This window comes from Cyanobacteriota bacterium (genome assembly GCA_027618255.1).
Taxonomy (GTDB): domain Bacteria; phylum Cyanobacteriota; class Vampirovibrionia; order LMEP-6097; family LMEP-6097; genus JABHOV01.
Map to the genome: position 1 here is coordinate 36,588 of JAQCFG010000005.1, position 18,363 is coordinate 54,950.

The 18,363-nt window shown below is 39.1% G+C and carries 17 protein-coding genes; 9 read left to right on the forward strand and 8 right to left on the reverse strand.

Translation table 11 applies throughout. The features are described 5' to 3' along the window. Positions 1-171 precede the first annotated feature (171 nt). Both O3C63_01390 and O3C63_01395 read left to right on the forward strand, forming a co-directional pair. Positions 172-405: a hypothetical protein gene (locus O3C63_01390; GenBank protein ID MDA0771574.1), complete on the forward strand. Its 234-nt coding sequence runs from the start codon at positions 172-174 to the stop codon at positions 403-405. A gap of 37 nt (positions 406-442) precedes the next feature. Further along, on the forward strand, positions 443-721 hold the full coding sequence (locus O3C63_01395) for a type II toxin-antitoxin system RelE/ParE family toxin (protein MDA0771575.1): 279 nt from the start codon (positions 443-445) through the stop codon (positions 719-721). Here O3C63_01395 and mutM read toward each other — a convergent pair. Next, the gene (gene mutM / locus O3C63_01400; protein ID MDA0771576.1) at positions 694-1,539 is read right to left on the reverse strand and encodes a bifunctional DNA-formamidopyrimidine glycosylase/DNA-(apurinic or apyrimidinic site) lyase; all 846 of its coding nucleotides are present in this window, start codon (positions 1,537-1,539) and stop codon (positions 694-696) included. The two genes, O3C63_01395 and mutM, sit on opposite strands and share 28 nt — an antisense overlap. Positions 1,540-1,826: 287 nt before the next feature. On the opposite strand from mutM, the gene O3C63_01405 reads away from it, so the two are divergent. Next, positions 1,827-3,005 (forward strand): NAD(P)/FAD-dependent oxidoreductase, encoded by a 1,179-nt coding sequence (locus O3C63_01405; protein MDA0771577.1) that lies wholly within the window; start codon positions 1,827-1,829, stop codon positions 3,003-3,005. Between the two features lie 407 nt (positions 3,006-3,412). Here O3C63_01405 and O3C63_01410 read toward each other — a convergent pair whose 3' ends face one another. Beyond that, positions 3,413-4,840, reverse strand: coding sequence for an SDR family oxidoreductase (locus tag O3C63_01410; GenBank protein MDA0771578.1), 1,428 nt, complete (start codon positions 4,838-4,840; stop codon positions 3,413-3,415). Beyond that, the gene (locus O3C63_01415) at positions 4,837-5,667 is read right to left on the reverse strand and encodes a phytanoyl-CoA dioxygenase family protein (protein ID MDA0771579.1); all 831 of its coding nucleotides are present in this window, start codon (positions 5,665-5,667) and stop codon (positions 4,837-4,839) included. Before O3C63_01415 ends, O3C63_01410 begins: the two co-directional genes overlap by 4 nt. A 15-nt stretch (positions 5,668-5,682) precedes the next feature. On the opposite strand from O3C63_01415, the gene O3C63_01420 reads away from it, so the two are divergent. Beyond that, on the forward strand, positions 5,683-6,042 hold the full coding sequence (locus O3C63_01420) for a cupin domain-containing protein (GenBank protein MDA0771580.1): 360 nt from the start codon (positions 5,683-5,685) through the stop codon (positions 6,040-6,042). On the opposite strand, the gene O3C63_01425 is transcribed toward O3C63_01420, so the two are convergent. From O3C63_01425 to O3C63_01435, 3 genes are read right to left on the reverse strand one after another with little or no spacing between them, the layout of a single operon-like run. Continuing rightward, positions 6,039-9,572: a hypothetical protein gene (locus O3C63_01425; GenBank protein MDA0771581.1), complete on the reverse strand. Its 3,534-nt coding sequence runs from the start codon at positions 9,570-9,572 to the stop codon at positions 6,039-6,041. The two genes, O3C63_01420 and O3C63_01425, sit on opposite strands and share 4 nt — an antisense overlap. Before the next feature lie 57 nt (positions 9,573-9,629). After that, the gene (gene tsaE / locus O3C63_01430; protein MDA0771582.1) at positions 9,630-10,058 is read right to left on the reverse strand and encodes a tRNA (adenosine(37)-N6)-threonylcarbamoyltransferase complex ATPase subunit type 1 TsaE; all 429 of its coding nucleotides are present in this window, start codon (positions 10,056-10,058) and stop codon (positions 9,630-9,632) included. Beyond that, on the reverse strand, positions 10,058-10,579 hold the full coding sequence (locus tag O3C63_01435; GenBank protein MDA0771583.1) for a GerMN domain-containing protein: 522 nt from the start codon (positions 10,577-10,579) through the stop codon (positions 10,058-10,060). Before O3C63_01435 ends, tsaE begins: the two co-directional genes overlap by 1 nt. Positions 10,580-10,754: 175 nt before the next feature. On the opposite strand from O3C63_01435, the gene O3C63_01440 reads away from it, so the two are divergent. From O3C63_01440 to wecB, 4 genes are read left to right on the forward strand one after another with little or no spacing between them, the layout of a single operon-like run. Next, the gene (locus O3C63_01440; protein MDA0771584.1) at positions 10,755-11,222 is read left to right on the forward strand and encodes an OmpH family outer membrane protein; all 468 of its coding nucleotides are present in this window, start codon (positions 10,755-10,757) and stop codon (positions 11,220-11,222) included. Between the two features lie 2 nt (positions 11,223-11,224). After that, positions 11,225-11,686, forward strand: a complete 462-nt coding sequence (locus O3C63_01445; protein MDA0771585.1) for an OmpH family outer membrane protein — start codon at positions 11,225-11,227, stop codon at positions 11,684-11,686. After that, the gene (gene lpxD / locus O3C63_01450; GenBank protein ID MDA0771586.1) at positions 11,687-12,811 is read left to right on the forward strand and encodes a UDP-3-O-(3-hydroxymyristoyl)glucosamine N-acyltransferase; all 1,125 of its coding nucleotides are present in this window, start codon (positions 11,687-11,689) and stop codon (positions 12,809-12,811) included. After that, complete coding sequence (wecB, locus tag O3C63_01455; GenBank protein MDA0771587.1) at positions 12,812-14,077, forward strand: UDP-N-acetylglucosamine 2-epimerase (non-hydrolyzing); 1,266 nt, start codon at positions 12,812-12,814, stop codon at positions 14,075-14,077. Here wecB and gshB read toward each other — a convergent pair. Beyond that, complete coding sequence (gshB, locus tag O3C63_01460; GenBank protein ID MDA0771588.1) at positions 14,063-15,034, reverse strand: glutathione synthase; 972 nt, start codon at positions 15,032-15,034, stop codon at positions 14,063-14,065. The two genes, wecB and gshB, sit on opposite strands and share 15 nt — an antisense overlap. Then, positions 15,027-15,926: a tRNA (adenosine(37)-N6)-dimethylallyltransferase MiaA gene (gene miaA / locus O3C63_01465; GenBank protein ID MDA0771589.1), complete on the reverse strand. Its 900-nt coding sequence runs from the start codon at positions 15,924-15,926 to the stop codon at positions 15,027-15,029. Before miaA ends, gshB begins: the two co-directional genes overlap by 8 nt. An 84-nt stretch (positions 15,927-16,010) precedes the next feature. On the opposite strand from miaA, the gene O3C63_01470 reads away from it, so the two are divergent. Then, positions 16,011-18,263, forward strand: a complete 2,253-nt coding sequence (locus tag O3C63_01470; protein MDA0771590.1) for an HDIG domain-containing protein — start codon at positions 16,011-16,013, stop codon at positions 18,261-18,263. Positions 18,264-18,363 lie beyond the last annotated feature (100 nt).

Sequence of the window (18,363 nt, forward strand, 5' to 3'; positions counted from 1 at the left end):
ATGAATTTAGATGGTAGTTGTTTTTTGTCCATGGTTGATTAGTATAACAAGCCTAGCTATTTAGCTTAAACAAAATTAATGCACCTTATCTTTGTATGTGCTAAAATGGCAATAATTGCATTTTGCCACTAAGAGTTTCTTTTGGTTACCTTTGGGTATAATGTGATTATTATGGCAAAAGCAGTGAAATTATCAGAGGAACTAGTAGCAGAAGCAAAAAAACATGCAAAAGTAAATTGCAGGTCTGTACCTGGACAAATTGAGTTTTGGGCAAAGGTGGCAATGGCTGCCGAAGCTAATCCTGATTTACCCTTCCATTTTATTAAAGGCATTTTGATTTCAGTGGAAGAAATTAATAATGGAAAAGAGCTAGAAGAATATAAATTTGGACCACTAGATTCCTGAGGTTTCAAAAATAAAGGGAGCTTTGGCAGGAAGTCTAATGAAAATCATTTATACCCCATGGTTTAAAAAAGCTATAAAGAGGTTACAGGTAAATCAAAAAAATGATCTTGATAATGCTATAGCATTTTTGATAGAAGAGCCTCTTATAGGCGAGCTTAAAGTTGGAGACTTAGCTGGAACAAGAGTACACAAGTTTAAGATGAATAATCAGCTTACTCTTTTGGCTTATATTTATTGTGATGAGCAAATTATTCTTACTTTATTAGACCTTGGCTCACATCAAAACTTTTACCGAGATTTAAAAAAGAAACTCTGACAGTGCCCGCAAAAATAAGTCGATCTCCCATTTTGCCTAATCTGATGAATCGGTCTTGAACACTTACTGCAAGGCATGTCTAGCCTGTCGTAGACTAGGAATTGATGTTGAAAATATCCAGCCTCGCCATCTGCCTTAGCATAATCACGGAGAGTAGAACCTCCTGCTTCAATGGCTCGCTCCAAAGTCTCTACTATTGCTTCGTATAATTTGCCTGCTTCTTTTTTAGTCAAAGTGCTTGCGATACGCCCAGGATGAATCCCAGCACTAAACAAAGACTCAGAAGCATAAATATTGCCAACACCAACAACTATAGATGAGTCCATAATTACCGACTTGATAGATTTGTTGCGTGCTTGAGTGATCTTGAATAATTGAACAGTGTTGAATTCTTTAGAGAGAGGCTCAAGCCCGAGCTTTTTGAAGAACTTAAACTCTGCAAATTCTGGTTCACGCAAAAGAGTCACCAAGCCAAAGCGACGCGTGTCATTAAAGACCAAAAGTCCGCCGTTACTTAAATCAATAATCAAATGATCGTGTTTGGCTTTTTTATATTCTTGTAGATTAAGGTAGACTCTCAAACGACCACTCATACCCAAGTGAATAACAATCACTCTGTGATTATCAAGCTCTAGCAAAATATACTTAGCCTTGCGTTTGACCTTGGTTATAGTCTTGCCTTTAACGGCACGTGCAAAATCTTGTGGTATTTCTATTCTGAGTTTAGAGTTTAATACCTTAGCTTTAGTGATAGACAAGCCTTCAATTAGAGGAGCAATTCCTCTGACTATGGTTTCAACTTCTGGAAGTTCAGGCATCTTCATATAGTAGCTTGGCTTAAATGAGTAAGTTTTAATCCCCGGGTGCGTATTACAGATTGCATAGAGCCAAAAAATTTGCTATAATGGATACTATCAACAAATTTAACAAGTCCCTCTGAGGGGCTTTTTTTTTGCTCTTTTGAGCCTGGCTGCTAAGCCCAATAACAGCGTGCTCACTTCGCGGACTCAGTTCTTTTACTATAAGGGTTTTCCATCTTCCCTGAATGTTCTTGAGCTTAGCAACTAGGCTCTATTGCTATCATTGCAAACTACAAGAATACAAAATGTGTAATTTAAACAAATACGACTCTATAATAATCGGCGCTGGCGCGGCAGGCTTTTTTGCCGCTATTGAAGCGGGTAAACGTGGGCTTAAAGTACTACTATTAGACCACTCTAAAAAGATAGGAGAAAAAATCCGTATCTCAGGAGGCGGGCGTTGTAACTTTACCAATCTTGGAGCAGGTCCAGAGAACTATCTCTCTAACAATCCACATTTTTGTAAATCAGCTCTTGCTAGTTATACGGCTCAAGATTTTATTGACTTAGTCGAGAAACACAATATCCCCTATCATGAGAAAAAACTCGGGCAGCTTTTTTGTGACCGCGGTTCTGGAGACATTATCACCCTCCTGCACAGAGAAGCTGAACGAGCTGGAGTAGAAATTCTTACCAACTGCAAAGTAAGAGACTTTGGACCAGAGTCGTATAAGGATGGCAAGTTTGAACTTGAAACCAGCCTTGGAGACTTTCAAGCAAGCTCTGTTGTAATTGCAACTGGCGGTCTCTCGATTCCGCAAATTGGCGCCACTGATTTTGGTTATAAAATCGCGCGCAATTTTGGACTCAAAATTGTTGAGCCTAGACCAGCTCTTGTGCCCTTTACTTGCAAGCAAGAAATTTTTGCCGAGCTAACAGGCATGAGCCTAGATACTGTAGTTAGTCTTGGTAAAACTAGCTTTCGTGAAAATATTTTATTCACCCACAAAGGGCTTAGTGGTCCTGCGATTTTGCAAATCTCAAGTTATTGGAATCCTGGCGATTTCATCACTATCGACACTTGTCCTGATAGAGATCTTTACCAAGAGCTTGTTGATCTGAAGAAACAATCAACTAAACAAATCAAGACTTTGCTAGATTATCCGGATAAGTTCTTAGATAATATCGGCTCAGTTTTTGACTTAAGTCAAAAAATCTCAGAAACCAGTAATCAATTCTTGCAAGAACTAAGTCATAAACTCAAAAATTGGCAAATTACTCCAACAGGTACTGAGGGTTTTGCCAAAGCTGAAGTTACAGTTGGCGGCGTTGACACTAATGAACTTAATTCTAAAACCATGGAAGCAAAAAAAGTCCCTGGGCTTTATTTTATTGGTGAAGTGGTTGACGTGACCGGTTGGCTTGGTGGCTATAACTTCCAGTGGGCGTGGTCATCGGGTTATACAGCTGGCAACAATTGTTGATAGTTATTGTCCTAATGCTTAATTAATTCTCTATAGCATCGAAGCAGTACAAAACAAATTTTCAAAAAAGTAATCTCGCAAAGTCAGCAGCTTCTCTGAAGCTGAACTATACTCACTTTGCTACAAAATCTTTTTTGAGAAATTGTTTTGCACTGCTTCTTTTGATAAGGTAAATCCACAGAAGATTTAAATTAATCTTTGCAGCAAGGAGCAGAGATTGCATATGCCTCAATTTTCGCAGATCCGGACGGGAGCCCACGGTTGAGATTTTGGAGCAGCTTGACTGCGACAGGAAATCAATCCGTTGGGCCATGCCGGTCAAGAAAATTTTGTAGGCATATGAATCCTGCCTGGTATTATGCCACTAGAAACCGTGTGCTCATTAACAAACCACTTAAGCCTTAGGATCACAACACTACGTATTCAGTAATCCTCTTTGCCATCCCACCAAAAATAAAATGATGCATAGGCAAAAGCATGTACCAATAGACTCTTCCCCAAAGTCCTCTTGGTCTAAAACTCGCTTGTTGAATCAAGATTGCTCGACCATCAGCAAGTTCTTTAATTTGAAATTCAAGCCAAGCATCTCCAGGTAATTTCATTTCTGCAAAAAGAATCAAGTGATGATTAATTTCATCCGCCTTAAGCACTCTCCAGAAATCTAAGGCATCACCAGGCTTGAGCTGGTTATCGCTTCTGCGTCCACGTCTTAAACCAACACCACCAAACAATCTATCAATAAATCCTCTAAGTCGCCAAGCCCAGTCCATACAATACCAACCGCGCTTGCCGCCAATTAACCAGATATTGTTTTTCACTTCTGTTATATCACGATCAAAAATCACTTCTCGCCTATCAATCAAGACTCCATGCTCTGGCACCTTGCACTCATCAAAAGCATTCATAGTACTAGTGACCAAAGAATCCTTCCAGCTAGAAATCAGAGTATCACTAGAACTTACTGCTAGTGCACGCTCCAGAGCAATCTCATAAGAATAGGGCTCGATTGAAACGATTTGATCAATGCCACGATTTTCACAAATCACTTCGTTTACCAAACTTGTAACTAAACTTTTGGCTAAGTTGAAATTGATTGAGGTAATAAAATATAACCAATAAGAAGATAGTCCTATAGAAAGAAATGGCACAGGTATCATAAGTCGCTTAAGCCCGCGCACCTTGGCATAGCCCCGAAGCATCTGTTTGTAGTTAAGAATATCTGGCCCACCGATATCAAAAACCCTGTCATAGGCTTGTTCTTGTCCAATAACTCCAGTGAGATATTGAATCACATTGGCTATTGCAACAGGCTGGCAGCGAGTATTGAGCCAACGTGGCGTCAACATCACAGGTAACTTTTCAACTAGGTCTCGTATCATCTCAAAAGACGCGCTACCTGAACCTATAATAATTGCAGCTCGCAAAACAGTCAGGTAACAACTTGCTTCAGCCAAAATCTTTTCGACATTGTTACGAGAGCTTAGATGTTTGGATAAATTATCAGCATTACTAATACCTCCAAGGTAAATTATTTGCTTAGCATTAGTTTTGTTAATAGCCTCGACAAAGTTAGTCGCTGTTTGAGCTTCAAGCTTGGCAAAATCATCAGAACCGCCCATTGAATGAACCAAGTAATAAGCTATATCAATTTCTTGAGGCAATTGTACTTCTTTGAGTAAGTCACCTTCGATTAGTTTAACTTCGCCACTGAATTTACTATGATCAAAACGACTTGCATTACGCACCAATGCAAATACCTCGTGACTTTGCTTTAGCAAATCAACAATCAACCTCTGTCCGATGTAACCGTTGGCACCTGTAACTAAAATCCTCATTTCTTTAATCTCCCTCGAGCAAACTCAATCATCGACTTATCAAAATCATACATGTGAGTATAAGAAACTATTTGTCTGGCAATTAAATCAAGGCGCTCTTCAAAGCTAGGCAACAATTGAGGTTCAACAATGATATCTTTCATCTGTTTGATGTCGCCGCGCTGATACTCTAGAGCAATACTGATGCGTGGACTAGTGGCACGCTCAGAAGCTCTTGCACCCCAATGCAAGATTGCATGATTCCAAATCAAGGCGTCACCTGGCTTGGCAGGCAAAGCGCGAACAGCAGCATATTCAAAATCAAAGCTTGACTCGCGTTCTGTGTTATAAGCTCTATCTCGGTTAGCTGGCACTAAATAAATACAACCGTTCATGGGATTAGCTTCGTTGATCGGAATCCAGAGAGTGACAGCCAGTGGTGAACCGTCTTCTTCTAGTGCGTGTCTATCCCTGTCACGATGCGGCTCCCAACCAGCTTCTTGCTTGCTTGGATCAAGATGCCAAGCCCAAAAAGCAGGGAGCATTTTGTACTGATCGCCCAGAAATCCACTAAGAATATTTTTAAACTTGGCTTGTAATAACCAAAACTCATCATAAACAAAAGCAAAGACTGGTAATAATTCTTGACTTGCGAGTCTAGAAATTACTGATTCTAGTTTAGTAAAATCAAAACCCAAATCTAATTGATTAAGCTGAACGTAGCCCTCCTTAATCATCAGATCTTGAGCTTCTTGACCAAGAGCAGCCACGTGCGCTTTAATTTCAAGCTCTTCTATATTTAGTTCTGGTGCAAATTGGCACCAAAAATCTTTGGAAACTAAATCCATACTATAATTTTACCCATGTATATAAGAAAACTAATGGATTGTGAGGAGTTTATAGCTGGAGACAACACTATGCTTAGAGAAATCCTTCATCCAGATAAAGCCCCGCTTGATTTAAGATACAGCCTTGCTCACGCCAAAGTCCCGATTGGCAAAACTACTTACTTGCACTCACTCAAGACTTCTGAGATCTACTACATACTTGAAGGCAAGGGCAAGATGTTTATCAATGACGAATGCGCCACACTTGAACCTGGCGACACCGTCTATATCCCCCCCAACGCCAAACAATGTATCGAAAATATCAGCGATCAAGAATTGGTTTTTATTTGCATCGTTGATCCTGCTTGGAAGGAAGAGGATGAAGTGGTTTATTAATTATTCTCTAAAGAATATAAGATTTGGTACAAAGCATCTATTTCTAACGGAAGCGGAGTTCCACTACTATCAACTTGTTGAAAGTCAAGAACTTCGTTGTGTATTGCACGAGTGAGTCCAGTATATGTTGGTAACAACTCTGCAGCGTTAATACCTTCCGAGTCTGCTCTGCCTGCTGGAGGGGTAATTGCTGAAGCTGGATCAGTAGGATCTAGTAGTGCTCCACCATAAGCCTTAGCGTAGTCTTGTTGGTATCTTGTATATTCATCAACATCGACTTCACCATCAGCATTGAAGAATTGATATGCACCTAGGGCTGGGTCTTGTACTGCGATTAAACTTGGATCAGAGTTAACGGATTCTGGTTGTCCAGTTGCTGTATTTAACTGCATTACTTCTGTTGTTGCGGCACCTGTCACTGGGTCTGGCACGTAGCCATATTTAGAATCGATGGTTCTATTATCTCCGTAGATTTGTGCAATTTGGCCTAAAACATCATCAAGATCTTGATCTCCAAAGATATTACCAACATCAGTACCACCCAAGATAGACTCAATTATTCTATTGTGTAACAAAACACGTAATTGATTGTCTTCATCAGATGTCAATGCTTCAAAACTAAAACCATGCATCGCATCTAGTACTCCAGTCAACTGAATAATTCCTTGTTGAATAGCATCAATCTCTTCATCTGAGCCATTAAGAATTGAATTATCAGCACGCCTCTCCAGATCAGCAATTCCTAAATAAAGATTCTTCACAACTTCAGTTTGATTAGGATCATAAGTTAAAAAAGCCTGATCATGCCAGAATTCATCACGAGTATCCCAATAGTCTCTAACTTGGTTAACTTTATCCAGTTGTTCATTAATTGCAGCAATTTGAGTTGCTGCAAAGCCAGTATCATCATTAACGCTTTGCCATTGTTCTAAAGTATTCTCTAATCCTTCAATATTACTATTGAAGAAATTAACCTTGAATTTAGAAAATTCATATGACTGAATAGCTTTGCCTTGATTTGTAAGCCCGCCATCATTATAAATATCATCAACATCAGTACTATTCAAGCCTTCTAAAGATATACCTTTCTTTAGGTTATGCAACATCACTTCTGTTTTAAACAGCTCGACACCAAGAGCTATAACATTTTCATTAGACTCTCCCTTAACTGCAGCTTCATAACGTCTTTCTAAGTCATTTGCAGCCTCATATACATGACTTCTTGATTCTTCCGTACCAGCTGGGTAAGACTTACCTGATTCAGTGTTCCAGAACTCAGATCTTCTTGCAACAAAACCAGATAAATTTTGCATAGCGTTAATGTGAGAATTGATTTGAGCAATTTGAGCTCTGGCAAAGCCAGTATCATCGTTAACACCTTGCCATCTTGCAAGTAAATTATTAAGTCCATCAATTTGACTAGTATAGAAATCTTGTCTTGAATCCAAATACTCTAGACTCTCATTAATTATTGTAGTGATAGCCTTTGAAGCAAGTAACCCTTCTCCCCTAGCACCATCAACATACCTCTGCAAAATCGCAACATCATCCATATCTGTGATGCCATCGTTATTTACATCAAGTAAACCTTTATTAACAGCTATTTCAAGATGATCACCATGTATTGGAACAGCACCATCTGGATAATTAAGTTCTGGATTTCCTTGAACAATATTAGTTAAGTGAGTTATATCATCTTGAGTAATAACAGGAACATCTCCATCATCAACTACTCGACCCAAAACACCTTGATAAATAAATCCAAAAGGTGTAATACTAATAGGACTATCTGGTATGAGAATATTTTCTATGTAGCTTTGAACAGTATCCCCTGTTTCCAGATAAAGATCATCACCACGAGCTCCATCAATAAACTTCATCATTATTCTTAGATCTTCTACACCAGTCTGTCCATCTCCATCAAAATCATAAAAACCCAGATTGAAATTATCCCCTTCTGGAGTATATGCTATGTAATGCCCTGTTGTAAATCCAGCTGGACGAACAGGTGCATCTGCACGATTTGCTGGAGGACTATGAATCATAGAAGCCAATCTAAGTGCATCGCTCATGTCAACATCACCATCACCATTAATATCTGCAAACTGAGCAAGTCTCTCTTCAACAGTCAGAGGCTCAGCGGGTTCAGTAACTCCAGGAAGAGCGGTGAGCATATCAGACATTTGAGTTAAGAAATCTACACTCACTACGCTATCAGCATCCATTGAGTTGAAAGCGGAGAGTCCATTTTGCAAGGCACCAGTGAAGCCAGTAAATCCTTCATCAAAGAAACCTAGATCACCATAGAGTCCAGCTATATCCTCAAACACGCTAGGCATATTTATAGCTACATCAACAAGTGGATTGCTAAGGTCTGCTCTTGCTTGATTCAAATAATTCACAACACTTTGATGCTGCTCAGCAAAACTAGCTTCAATCTCAGCACTTTGATCTGGACTGTATTGAGTTACTTGTCCAAAAATCAAATCCATATCTGCTTGGCTTACCTGTCCATTAATCAAGTCTTCTATAGTACGTCCTTGAGCGATTAATGCGTCTTCAATCAGACCGGTAAGACCACCAAACTTGTAAAAATCAGGTGAGCTTTCATCCTGACTCAAGTATTCGTCACCATAAATCTCAGCAAGCTCTTCAAGTAATCCAAGAGGACTTGGCATTAGATCTGGAGTCCCATTAAGCAATTGCAATTCTTGCCCGCGGCGTGTTAATAGTACTTGAGCTTCAGCGTGCTGCTCGGCTACATAGTTAGAGCCAATACTGTTTTCAAATTCTGTTACGATAGCGTCCAAGTCCGGATTTAATTCAAGCACTTGAGTCAAACTCTCAATTAGAGCTGGATCTAAATTATTGTTGCGCATTTCAGTAAGTACAGCCAAAACTTCTTCTCTACTGATTTGACCATCAGCCTCAGTATCTACTCTTGCAACAAGAACTTCAAGCTCATCTTTTCTAGAGTTATTACTAAGTATCATTGCTACAATATCCGAATCATTCTCAGAACTTGAGCCAGCACGATCAGCCATCATCCTAGTCATCGCTTCTCTATCTGAAATCACACCATTGTTATCACTATCTATATTGTTTAAATTCTCATTGATTCTTTGAGTTGTTTGATTAAACTGCATCAATTCAGCTAGACCACGTTCTGAATTATTCTTACGCAGTTTGATCAAGTAATTCATACTTTCTCTGTCCGAAACAGTTCCATCTTTATTAGTATCAAAAGCATTTTTGTAGGTTAATCTACCTCGATTAACATTGGCTCTTCTTGCATTTGCGGTACGAATTTCACGACCAGAACTTGCTATACTTTCTGTACTAACCAGCCTAGAATTGGCTCCCAATGCAACTCCTGAGCTTTTGGCAATATCATAAATTCGCCCTCGACTAACCCCACCTGACCTTGAACCTGCTCCGGTAATTCGATTCAATCTTGTTGAAATAGAATTAACACCTTGGCTTCTATTGTACCCCTCAACTCCCCTAAGTCTAGATACGTTATCAGTCATATTTAACAAATAAACTTTGCAGGTTAAAGTTCTGTTAACTGAAAAGAAGTTTTGAAATTAATCAACTTGGACAATTCTAGTTTCATCATCAAGATCAATCCTGATCTTCATCACTTTAGTATTTTTTTCTATCAAAAGCATTATTGATTGATCAATTTGTTCTGCCCACTCAATACAAATTATTTTATGCTTAGCAGACTCAAGAATTTCAGCAAAGTCCTCAAAGGCAATCCCCACCTGGTATAGATCATAGTGAAAGAAGTCTAAATGATCCAAATGATATTCATTCATCCCAACAAAAGTGGGACTAGTAATCTTGCCTTGAATCCCCAGTGCATAACCAAGTTCACGAATCAAAGTAGTTTTGCCGCAACCCATGCCTGCATAAAAAAGCAGTGTGGTATCTTCTTTGCTTACTAATAACTGCTTAGCCAGATCTTCAGCAAAAATTTTACTGGCTTCAAGATTGCTGAGTCGGTACTCCATTAATCTAATTCTTTAGCCAATGGCTGCGGTACTTGAAGACCCTCACCACCAAGCATCTTGGCTTTAGCCCCATCTATATATAGATAGACTGGTCTGCCCTTGGCAAGCGTCAAAGCGGTTTCGCGGAACTGTCTAAATCTCACTTGCATAGTTTCAGAACCGCCTCCATTAATGAAACGTGCGCTGATATTAATTTTGACTTCTTTAGGGTTTTCTTCTACCTCTATTAAACGTGATCCTTCAGGTACTTCGGTATTCAGTTCTTGTTTTGACTGTTCCTCCTCAGTAGGACCTAAAAATAATTGTTGAATCGCAACTTCATAAGCAGTTTTATCTTTCGGAACCTTGCGCACAACGGGAATCAAAACAACTCCAAGTTCATCGCTTGCCTTAGTAAAATAAATTGTAACTTTGGGACCATTAATTACGCCACCAAGACCATTTTTATTGCGGCTACAAGCACTCGTCAAGAAGACACTGCAAAAGATAACCAAGATAGAAAGAATCCGTATAAAAGACATATGACAAGCTCCACAAACATCAACGATGCTTGTATTCCTAGAATAGTAACACAAGGAGAAAGACAAGTCGATGTATAGTTGGAGCGTCATAGCAAAGATTCCAAAAAGCAAAGCTTTTTGAAACAGGAGTAAAAGCTAGACCCACTAAACAAGCAGATGGTATATAATGATGCCTATGCAATTCACTAGAAAACTTTCACTCAAACTTGTATTACTATTATTTATTAGCTTCTATTTGCCAAGCGCTGCAGAAGGACTTAAAGTAGCAACGGTAAATTCAAGCAAAATTATCCAAAGCTATTCTCTAGCACAAAACTTATTACAAGACATAGCCAAGGCTGAAGCTGATCTTAATAAGAAGATCCAAGAAAAACGACTGACTCTCGAAAAAGCCAAAGAACAAAAGAAAACTCAAACTGAGTTACAGATGCTTGCTGAACAAATCAGATTAGAACTTGAGCCAGAAGCCAAAAAATTAGAAGCCGATAGCAACAAAAAAAGTGCTGAAGTTGAAGCTAAAATCAAAGCTACAATCGGCGAAGTTGCCAAACTAGCTAAGTACGACATTGTTTTAGTTGAAGAAGCGGTACTTTACGGCGGCACAGACATTAGTGATGAAATACTCAAAAAGCTAGGTAAATAAATATGAAAATTCTAATACTATTAATTGTTATTAGTTTAACAACAAGCCCTTGCTTAGCCAAGATCGCTTCTTTAGATATTGTTGAGATTTACAAAAGCTACTCACTAGTACAAGAGGCAAACCAAGACGTAGACAAGGCTGAAGCAAGCTTCAAAAGAATCCTTGCAACAGCACAAGAAGAGATACTCGCTCTTGAAGCACAAACAGGCAAAGAACAAGAACTAGAAACTAAACGTCAAGAAATCCAAAAAGTTGTAGACCAAAGAGTTGAAGCATTGCAAGACAGCAAAGATTTTTATAATACTCAAATCAACCGCAATATCGCCAGGCTACTTGAGACTTTTGCCAAAGAGAATAAATTAGATTTAATCGTTGAGAAGGGTTACATCATGTCACCAATTGATGACATTACTGCTGAGTTTATCAAAAGACTAGAAAAAGATCTTACAACAACCAAGAAATAAATGAAGCTCAAAGAACTAGCTCAAATAACGGAAGCTAGACTTCAAGGCTCTGAAGACTTAGAGATCAGCTCGATTGCCGCTGAACCAGGCTTGGCAACAGAAGATCAGCTTGCATTGATTTTCCCGCCTCGCTTCGCAAAAGCAAACAGACTACTCAAAGACAGCAAAGCAACCAACTTGCTGGTTTCCGAAGAACTAATGCTCGACGAGGAGTTTCAAGCATTTACAGCAGAAAATAAATTCAATTTAGTTATCGTCAAACGCCCCAAGTTTGCACTTCAACAACTCATTACTCATTTCGAAAAACCACGTGCTCAAGTTCCAGTAGGGATTCATCCAAGTGCTGTAATCGACCAGACTGCCAAAATCGATCCAAGCGCAAGAATTGGAGCTTTAGTTTTTATTGGAGCCAATGTAACTATTGGAGCAGGGTCAGAGATACAGGCTCGCGCCACTATCATGGATAATTCTCAAATTGGACAAGATTGTCTAATCAAGTCAGGTGTTGTAATTGAAGACTACACAGAGATTGGCGACAGAGTAATTATTCATCCAAATACAGTCATTGGATCTGATGGCTATAGCTACACAACTGCAGAACCTAGTAACCTAGAAAAAATGCAACGTAAGGATTTTAATTTCAATATGGATAGGCAGATCCAACACAAACTCAATTCTGCTGGCAATGTCATCATCCAAAATGATGTTGAGATTGGAGCCAATACCAGTGTTGATAGAGGTAGTATCGGAGCAACTATTATTGGAGCAGGGACTAAGATAGACAATAATTGTCAAATTGCCCACAATGTCAAAATCGGCAAAGATGTTTTGATCATTGCCCAAACTGGAATCGCTGGCAGTGCCAAAATCGGTGACAGAGTGACAATCGCCGGACACAGTGGTGTTGGTGATGGAGTTGAAATTGGTAATGATGTCATAGTTGGTGCCTTTAGTGCTATCAATTCCAATCTTGATCCTTTTGTGCCAGTCTTAGGGATTCCTGCTCTACCTTATGGTGAATTTATGCGCAGACAAAAAGCCCTGGCTCGAATTTGCAAACATCAAGATGAATTAAGAAGACTCAAAATCAAGGTTGAAGAACTCAATAAAGTTCAAACAAGTTAATTGCCAGATCATAAACGACTCAAAATCTTTGTAGTGGCAGGTACTAGACCTGAACTTATTAAAGTCTATCCAGCCTACAAGGCTTTTCAAGAGCGCAGTCAAACCAGCATGTCACCAGGGACTGATATTAGACATCAACTTGAAGTCAAGTGGGTTTCAACTGGGCAGCATCCTGATTTAGTGCAAGACCTCTATCATTTTTTTGATATCAAACCCGACCATGAATTTACTATCACCAAGTCAGAAGACCCCGATTTGCAACTTGCAAGTCTCTCAAGTCAAATCATGACTCAAGCTAGTGAATTGTTCTTGCGCGAGAAACCAGATCTAGTGATAGTTCAAGGTGACACCCTAACAGCCCAGCAAGTTGGGCTCGCTGCATTTTATCAGAAAATCAAAGTAGCACATATTGAAGCAGGAATCCGCACCAATAATATCCACAGTCCCTTCCCTGAGGAGTTAGCGAGAAGAATACTTTCTCAAATATCTGACCTCAATTTTGCACCAAGTCAAACAGCACTCATTAATCTAGAAGCAGAGAAAGTAATGCACAAAAAATCCAGCTTTAATTTCTATACTGGCAACACAGTGGTAGACGCACTTGAATACAGCAAAACAAGAATCACTGATGATGATTTTGATTGGTCAGAATTCAAGTTCTCAAGACTCGCGTTCTATCCTGATCTAGAATATGACCTAATCAAAATCCTCGAAAAACTTGCTGGTAAAAAAATAATATTGGTTACAGCACATCGACGGGAGAATATCGGACAGGCTCATCAGAATCTAGCTAATGCAATTCATAGACTAGCCACTGAATCTTCTCAAGAACTTGAGTTTATAATCTCAGTACATAAAAACCCGCAAGCGCGCAAGGCTTTTGAAGACTTGCAAGAGACTGTCACCAAAGAGGCTTTAACCAATGTGCGCATTCTTGACGCGATTAACTATCCGCTCTTTTTGAAACTCATGATGGCAAGCTATTGCATAGTGACTGATAGTGGAGGCATTCAAGAAGAAGCTCCGTATTTAGGAAAACCAGTTTTGGTTTTTAGAAATGAGACTGAGCGAGTTGAAGGCATTGAAGCTGGGCTAGCTAGTTTGATTGGTACCGAGGAGCATGTGGTGCATGGAGCTATTCTAGAGCTAGTCAATGACCCTGCTGTTTATAATTCAATGATTCAAGAAGGCTTGCAACCTTATGGTGATGGGCTAGCAGGGACAAGGATTGCTGATGTGAGTTTATTGTATTTAAAAAAGCGATAAGATTAATCGATATTCAAGCCTATCCCTTCCTTCAAGCCCTTCAACCCTATTAATCTCCTGCAAGCAAGTAGGCGAAGTGATATTAATCTCAGTTAAATAATTACCAATCAAATCAACTCCCGCAAAATAGATTCCATTCTCTAATAAGAAGGGTTTGATCTTGTCACAGATCTCTCTATCTCTATCATTCATAACGTACTTAGCATAAGAACCGCCAACTGCAAGATTGGCTCGAAAATCATTTTCCGGTGGAATGCGCAGTAGCGCGCCAATTGGCTTGCCGTTGACTACGATTATTCTTTTATCACCTTCTAGCTTAATATCAGGAATATACTTCTGAAGCATCATCTGCTCTGATGGACACTCAATGACGCTATCAAGTTCAAGCAAACTAATCCCAGCACCACCAAAACCATCAAGTGGCTTCATAACTACCTTGCCATGATTATTTACAAAAGCCTTGATCTCTGCAAGATCATCAGTGACTATCGTCTCAATAATCAAATCAGGGAAATTCAAAATCATTAATTTCTCGTTCAAGTTAATCAAAGACTCAGGCTTATTTATCACCTTGGCTTTTTTACATTGAGCCATAATTTTGCATTCACGCTTGTACTCATCATCGACAGGAGGATCTTTGCGCATAAAAATATAATCAAAATCCTCTAAGTTCATTGTGACTTGAGAATCAATACTTGCTTGATCCAAGATTAACAACTTTGATTCTTTAGTCGCGTCGGAGCAGAGCGAAGACGGATGGTTTTGGCTTCTAAAAAATTCGTCACTCAATTTTAAAAAACTAGCAGAGCCCGCAGCCTCAAGACTCTTTGTGTAATAAACCGCGTGTCCTAGTCCATGAGCAGCTTGCATCATAGACCAAGTACTGTCGTGATTACGAATAAAACCAGTAATCTCATCAGCGACAAAAGCAATACGATAAATCAAGGGACTAGTCATGATACAACCACCTCAAATTAGGATTCTGATTAAACCAAGTCATTTGCCTCTTGGCATAGACTCTTGTTTTCTTTTGTATCATCTTACGACCCTCAGTTATAGAATAATTACCTTGCAGGTAACCAATCATTTCTTTGTAACCAATAGTGCCCATCAAAGTATCCGTCACACCGTATTTTGCAACTAGAGCTTCTACTTCATGTATCAAACCTTTGTTGATCATTTTAATGACTCGCTTGTTAATTAAATCATACAAGGTTTTACGGTTTTTGAAATTAAGTCCATAGTAAGCTGCATCATATCTATTTTCTGTTTTTTTTGAACGGTTCTCGGAGAGTGGCTTGCCACTGAGTTTGACAATCTCAATAGCGCGAATTACTCGCACTTTGTTTTTCATATCAACATCCTCACGTGCTTGAGGATCAAGCTGGTCGAGCATCTTAGTTAAAACATCAAGCTCCATAGCTTTAAGCTCTTCTCTCAATTCAATATCTCTACCAATATCTGGCATGTCTAGGTTGTCTAATGCCGACCTTATATATAAACCTGTACCACCAACAACAATAGCTCTACCACCTAGTTCTTTCAGACAAAGATCAAAATCATCTCGATAAGCTCCTGCCGAATATTGCTCATTTGGCTTCTTGATATTAATTAAACAGTGTTGAATTAATCCAAGCTCCTCATCACTTGGCTTAGCTGTACCAATATTCATCTCAGCAAAAATCAAACGACTATCAGCATTAATGATAGGTAATTTGAGTTCTTGAGCTAAAGCTAAGGACAAATCTGTTTTGCCGGTACATGTCGGACCGACAATTGCGATAATATCTCGAGGATTTTGCTCAAGATCATCAAGAATGTATGCAAGATGTTCAAGTTTAGCTGACATATTTGTTATTGCTGGCTAAATCTAAAGCTCGACTTAGCTTCAAACCATGTTACCATCTCTTATGACATCTTTATATGTAGCGACATGAATCTAAACACTGACTCCAAACTAGCTAAATATACTTTAATTGCACTAGTTGTCGCAATTGGAGTAGTATCCTTAACGGTTCTTGTAAGTATCCGCTCTTGGTATAAGCCAACTATCAAACTCAACCTACCTAGTCCTGTCACGGTGGTTCTTGATAAAGAAGTAGATGTCTTAGATAGAGTTGCAACAAATGATGCAAAACGCAAAGCCAAGTCTTCAGCACTCAAGAGCTCGGTCAATAAAGAAATTCTGACTGTTGACTTGGAAGCCTTTAAACAAAGTCTAGAAAATCTCAAATTTATCATACATACAATTAGAGAAGAGCGCACTGTTACCAAACCCCTGCCCGATCCACTCAATTCTAAAGTAAGCCTGGGCACGCAAATGGCATTACTAGCAATGGACGCTGACAAATTCAATCAAGTACTACTTAGTACCAACCTTGCTGCTGTTATGAGTAACCCTGCTCAGTTCAATGAATTAATGTCAATGACAGAGATTGAAGCGAAGATATTTTTTGATAGTGTAGGACAACAAAAAGTACTAAACAAAAGGAAACAGGAAGAAATTACTGCACTCGATAAGTCTTTCTTTGACAATATTAGCCGTGTTGACTCTGAGCAGCTGTTTGCAACTGCCTTTACCGTACAAAAGAAAATTCTTGACCTTGGTTTAGTTAGAGGTATGCCACAATCCAAAATCAAAGAGAATATCAAGATTCTTTTTCCCGAAATTGGTTTAATAGAGCTTGATTTAATTCGTAAATTAATCATCAGATCAACTTCTCCTAATATAGAAATAGATTGGGGCAAACTCAAAACTCTTGAACAAGAGGCGATGGACTCTGTGCAAGACGTAATTGTCAGCCTAAAGCCAGGAGCATTACTTGCTACCAAAGGCAAAGTAGTTGAACCACAAAACTACTACTATCTTCAAGAACTTGGCAAGCTCCATCCACAAACCGACTGGGATGAGATTTATAACAACTTCACCATCATTCTAGTCATGGTTTTACTCACAATCTTGTTTAATATCATCACCAAATTAAGACAGTACTCTATTCAACAAGTAATAATGATGTTCTTAGTGCCAACTACCGTGTTTGTAATTATTGATGCGATCTCCATCTGGGGCGTTGACAAATTAGCACTAGCACCACTTGCGACCGTATCGATCTTGCTTACTGTCTTCTATGCCCCAGCAATGGCAGGGGTCATAGTAGTCTTTATGTCATTCTTTTTAGCCAAAACCATTGACATGAATTTCTGGCAAGTCTTGCCTCAATTAGTGGGTTCAATCTATGCAATCTTCTTAGTTAGAAAAGCTCACCAAAGAGAAGACCTAACCAACGCAGGTACCAGAATTGCTATCGCTCAAGTACTTACTTTTCTTGCCACTTTAATGCTAGCTGTTGAAGACTTTGATGTTTCAACTGTTATGATCATTGGAGCGCTTTATATAATTAGTGCTGTTGCTTCTGGATTTATTTCACTAGCCGCGCTACCTTACCTTGAAGCTGGTCTCAAACTCTATACACCTTTCAAACTTGCTGAGCTTTCAAATCCAAACCAAACCCTTCTCAAAAAACTCAAAGAAGAAGCACCTGGAACTTACGAACACTCTATCAATGTCTCAAGGCTTTCAGAGGAAGCAAGTAACGCACTAGGACTCAATACTGAATTGATTCGTGTCGGTTTGCTTTATCATGATATCGGCAAAATGCATGCGCCTGATTACTTCATTGAAAACACACTAGGTAAACCAAACCCACATACCACTCTTGATGATCCCAAAAAATCAGCCGAAATAATCATTGCTCACATACCAGAAGGAATCAAACTCGCTCGCAAGTATCATTTACCTCAAGCAATTATTGATTTTATTCCTATGCATCAAGGTACCACTATCACCAATTTTTTCCATCATCAAGCGATAGAAAGATTTGGCAAGCGCAATGTCAAAGCTAGTGACTATAGATATCCAGGACCAAAACCCAATACCAGAGAAACTGGTGTTGCCATGATTGCCGACAGTAGTGAAGCTGCGCTAAGAAGCATCAAAGACCTTGCAGATGAATCAGAAGCCAAGAAAATGATCCACAAAATTATTAGTGCTCGATTTAAAGAGGGTGAGCTTGATGACTCGGGTTTAACTCAAGCAGACTTGGATAAAATAGCCATTTGCTTCTTTAATGTCTGGAAATCACAGAACCATGAGAGGGTTAAATATCCGGAGAAACAAGAGGATTAAGGAAGATCGAAAGTAACTACTCAGGTCTAAAGTAAAAGCTCAATAAATTGAGGCAAAGTCCTTTATAAGCGAGTCTTAAGAAGCTTATGCACAAAACAAT

Coding starts and splice junctions, on each gene's coding strand:
- O3C63_01435 (MDA0771583.1), bottom strand. CDS start 10,579: ATGTCTTTTATACGGATTCTTTCTATCTTGGTTATCTTTTGCAGTGTC.
- O3C63_01410 (MDA0771578.1), bottom strand. CDS start 4,840: ATGAGGATTTTAGTTACAGGTGCCAACGGTTACATCGGACAGAGGTTG.
- tsaE (MDA0771582.1), bottom strand. CDS start 10,058: ATGGAGTACCGACTCAGCAATCTTGAAGCCAGTAAAATTTTTGCTGAA.
- O3C63_01420 (MDA0771580.1), top strand. CDS start 5,683: ATGTATATAAGAAAACTAATGGATTGTGAGGAGTTTATAGCTGGAGAC.
- O3C63_01470 (MDA0771590.1), top strand. CDS start 16,011: ATGAATCTAAACACTGACTCCAAACTAGCTAAATATACTTTAATTGCA.
- O3C63_01440 (MDA0771584.1), top strand. CDS start 10,755: ATGCAATTCACTAGAAAACTTTCACTCAAACTTGTATTACTATTATTT.
- O3C63_01415 (MDA0771579.1), bottom strand. CDS start 5,667: ATGGATTTAGTTTCCAAAGATTTTTGGTGCCAATTTGCACCAGAACTA.
- O3C63_01425 (MDA0771581.1), bottom strand. CDS start 9,572: ATGACTGATAACGTATCTAGACTTAGGGGAGTTGAGGGGTACAATAGA.
- O3C63_01390 (MDA0771574.1), top strand. CDS start 172: ATGGCAAAAGCAGTGAAATTATCAGAGGAACTAGTAGCAGAAGCAAAA.
- O3C63_01445 (MDA0771585.1), top strand. CDS start 11,225: ATGAAAATTCTAATACTATTAATTGTTATTAGTTTAACAACAAGCCCT.
- O3C63_01395 (MDA0771575.1), top strand. CDS start 443: ATGAAAATCATTTATACCCCATGGTTTAAAAAAGCTATAAAGAGGTTA.
- gshB (MDA0771588.1), bottom strand. CDS start 15,034: ATGACTAGTCCCTTGATTTATCGTATTGCTTTTGTCGCTGATGAGATT.
- O3C63_01405 (MDA0771577.1), top strand. CDS start 1,827: ATGTGTAATTTAAACAAATACGACTCTATAATAATCGGCGCTGGCGCG.
- lpxD (MDA0771586.1), top strand. CDS start 11,687: ATGAAGCTCAAAGAACTAGCTCAAATAACGGAAGCTAGACTTCAAGGC.
- miaA (MDA0771589.1), bottom strand. CDS start 15,926: ATGTCAGCTAAACTTGAACATCTTGCATACATTCTTGATGATCTTGAG.
- mutM (MDA0771576.1), bottom strand. CDS start 1,539: ATGCCTGAACTTCCAGAAGTTGAAACCATAGTCAGAGGAATTGCTCCT.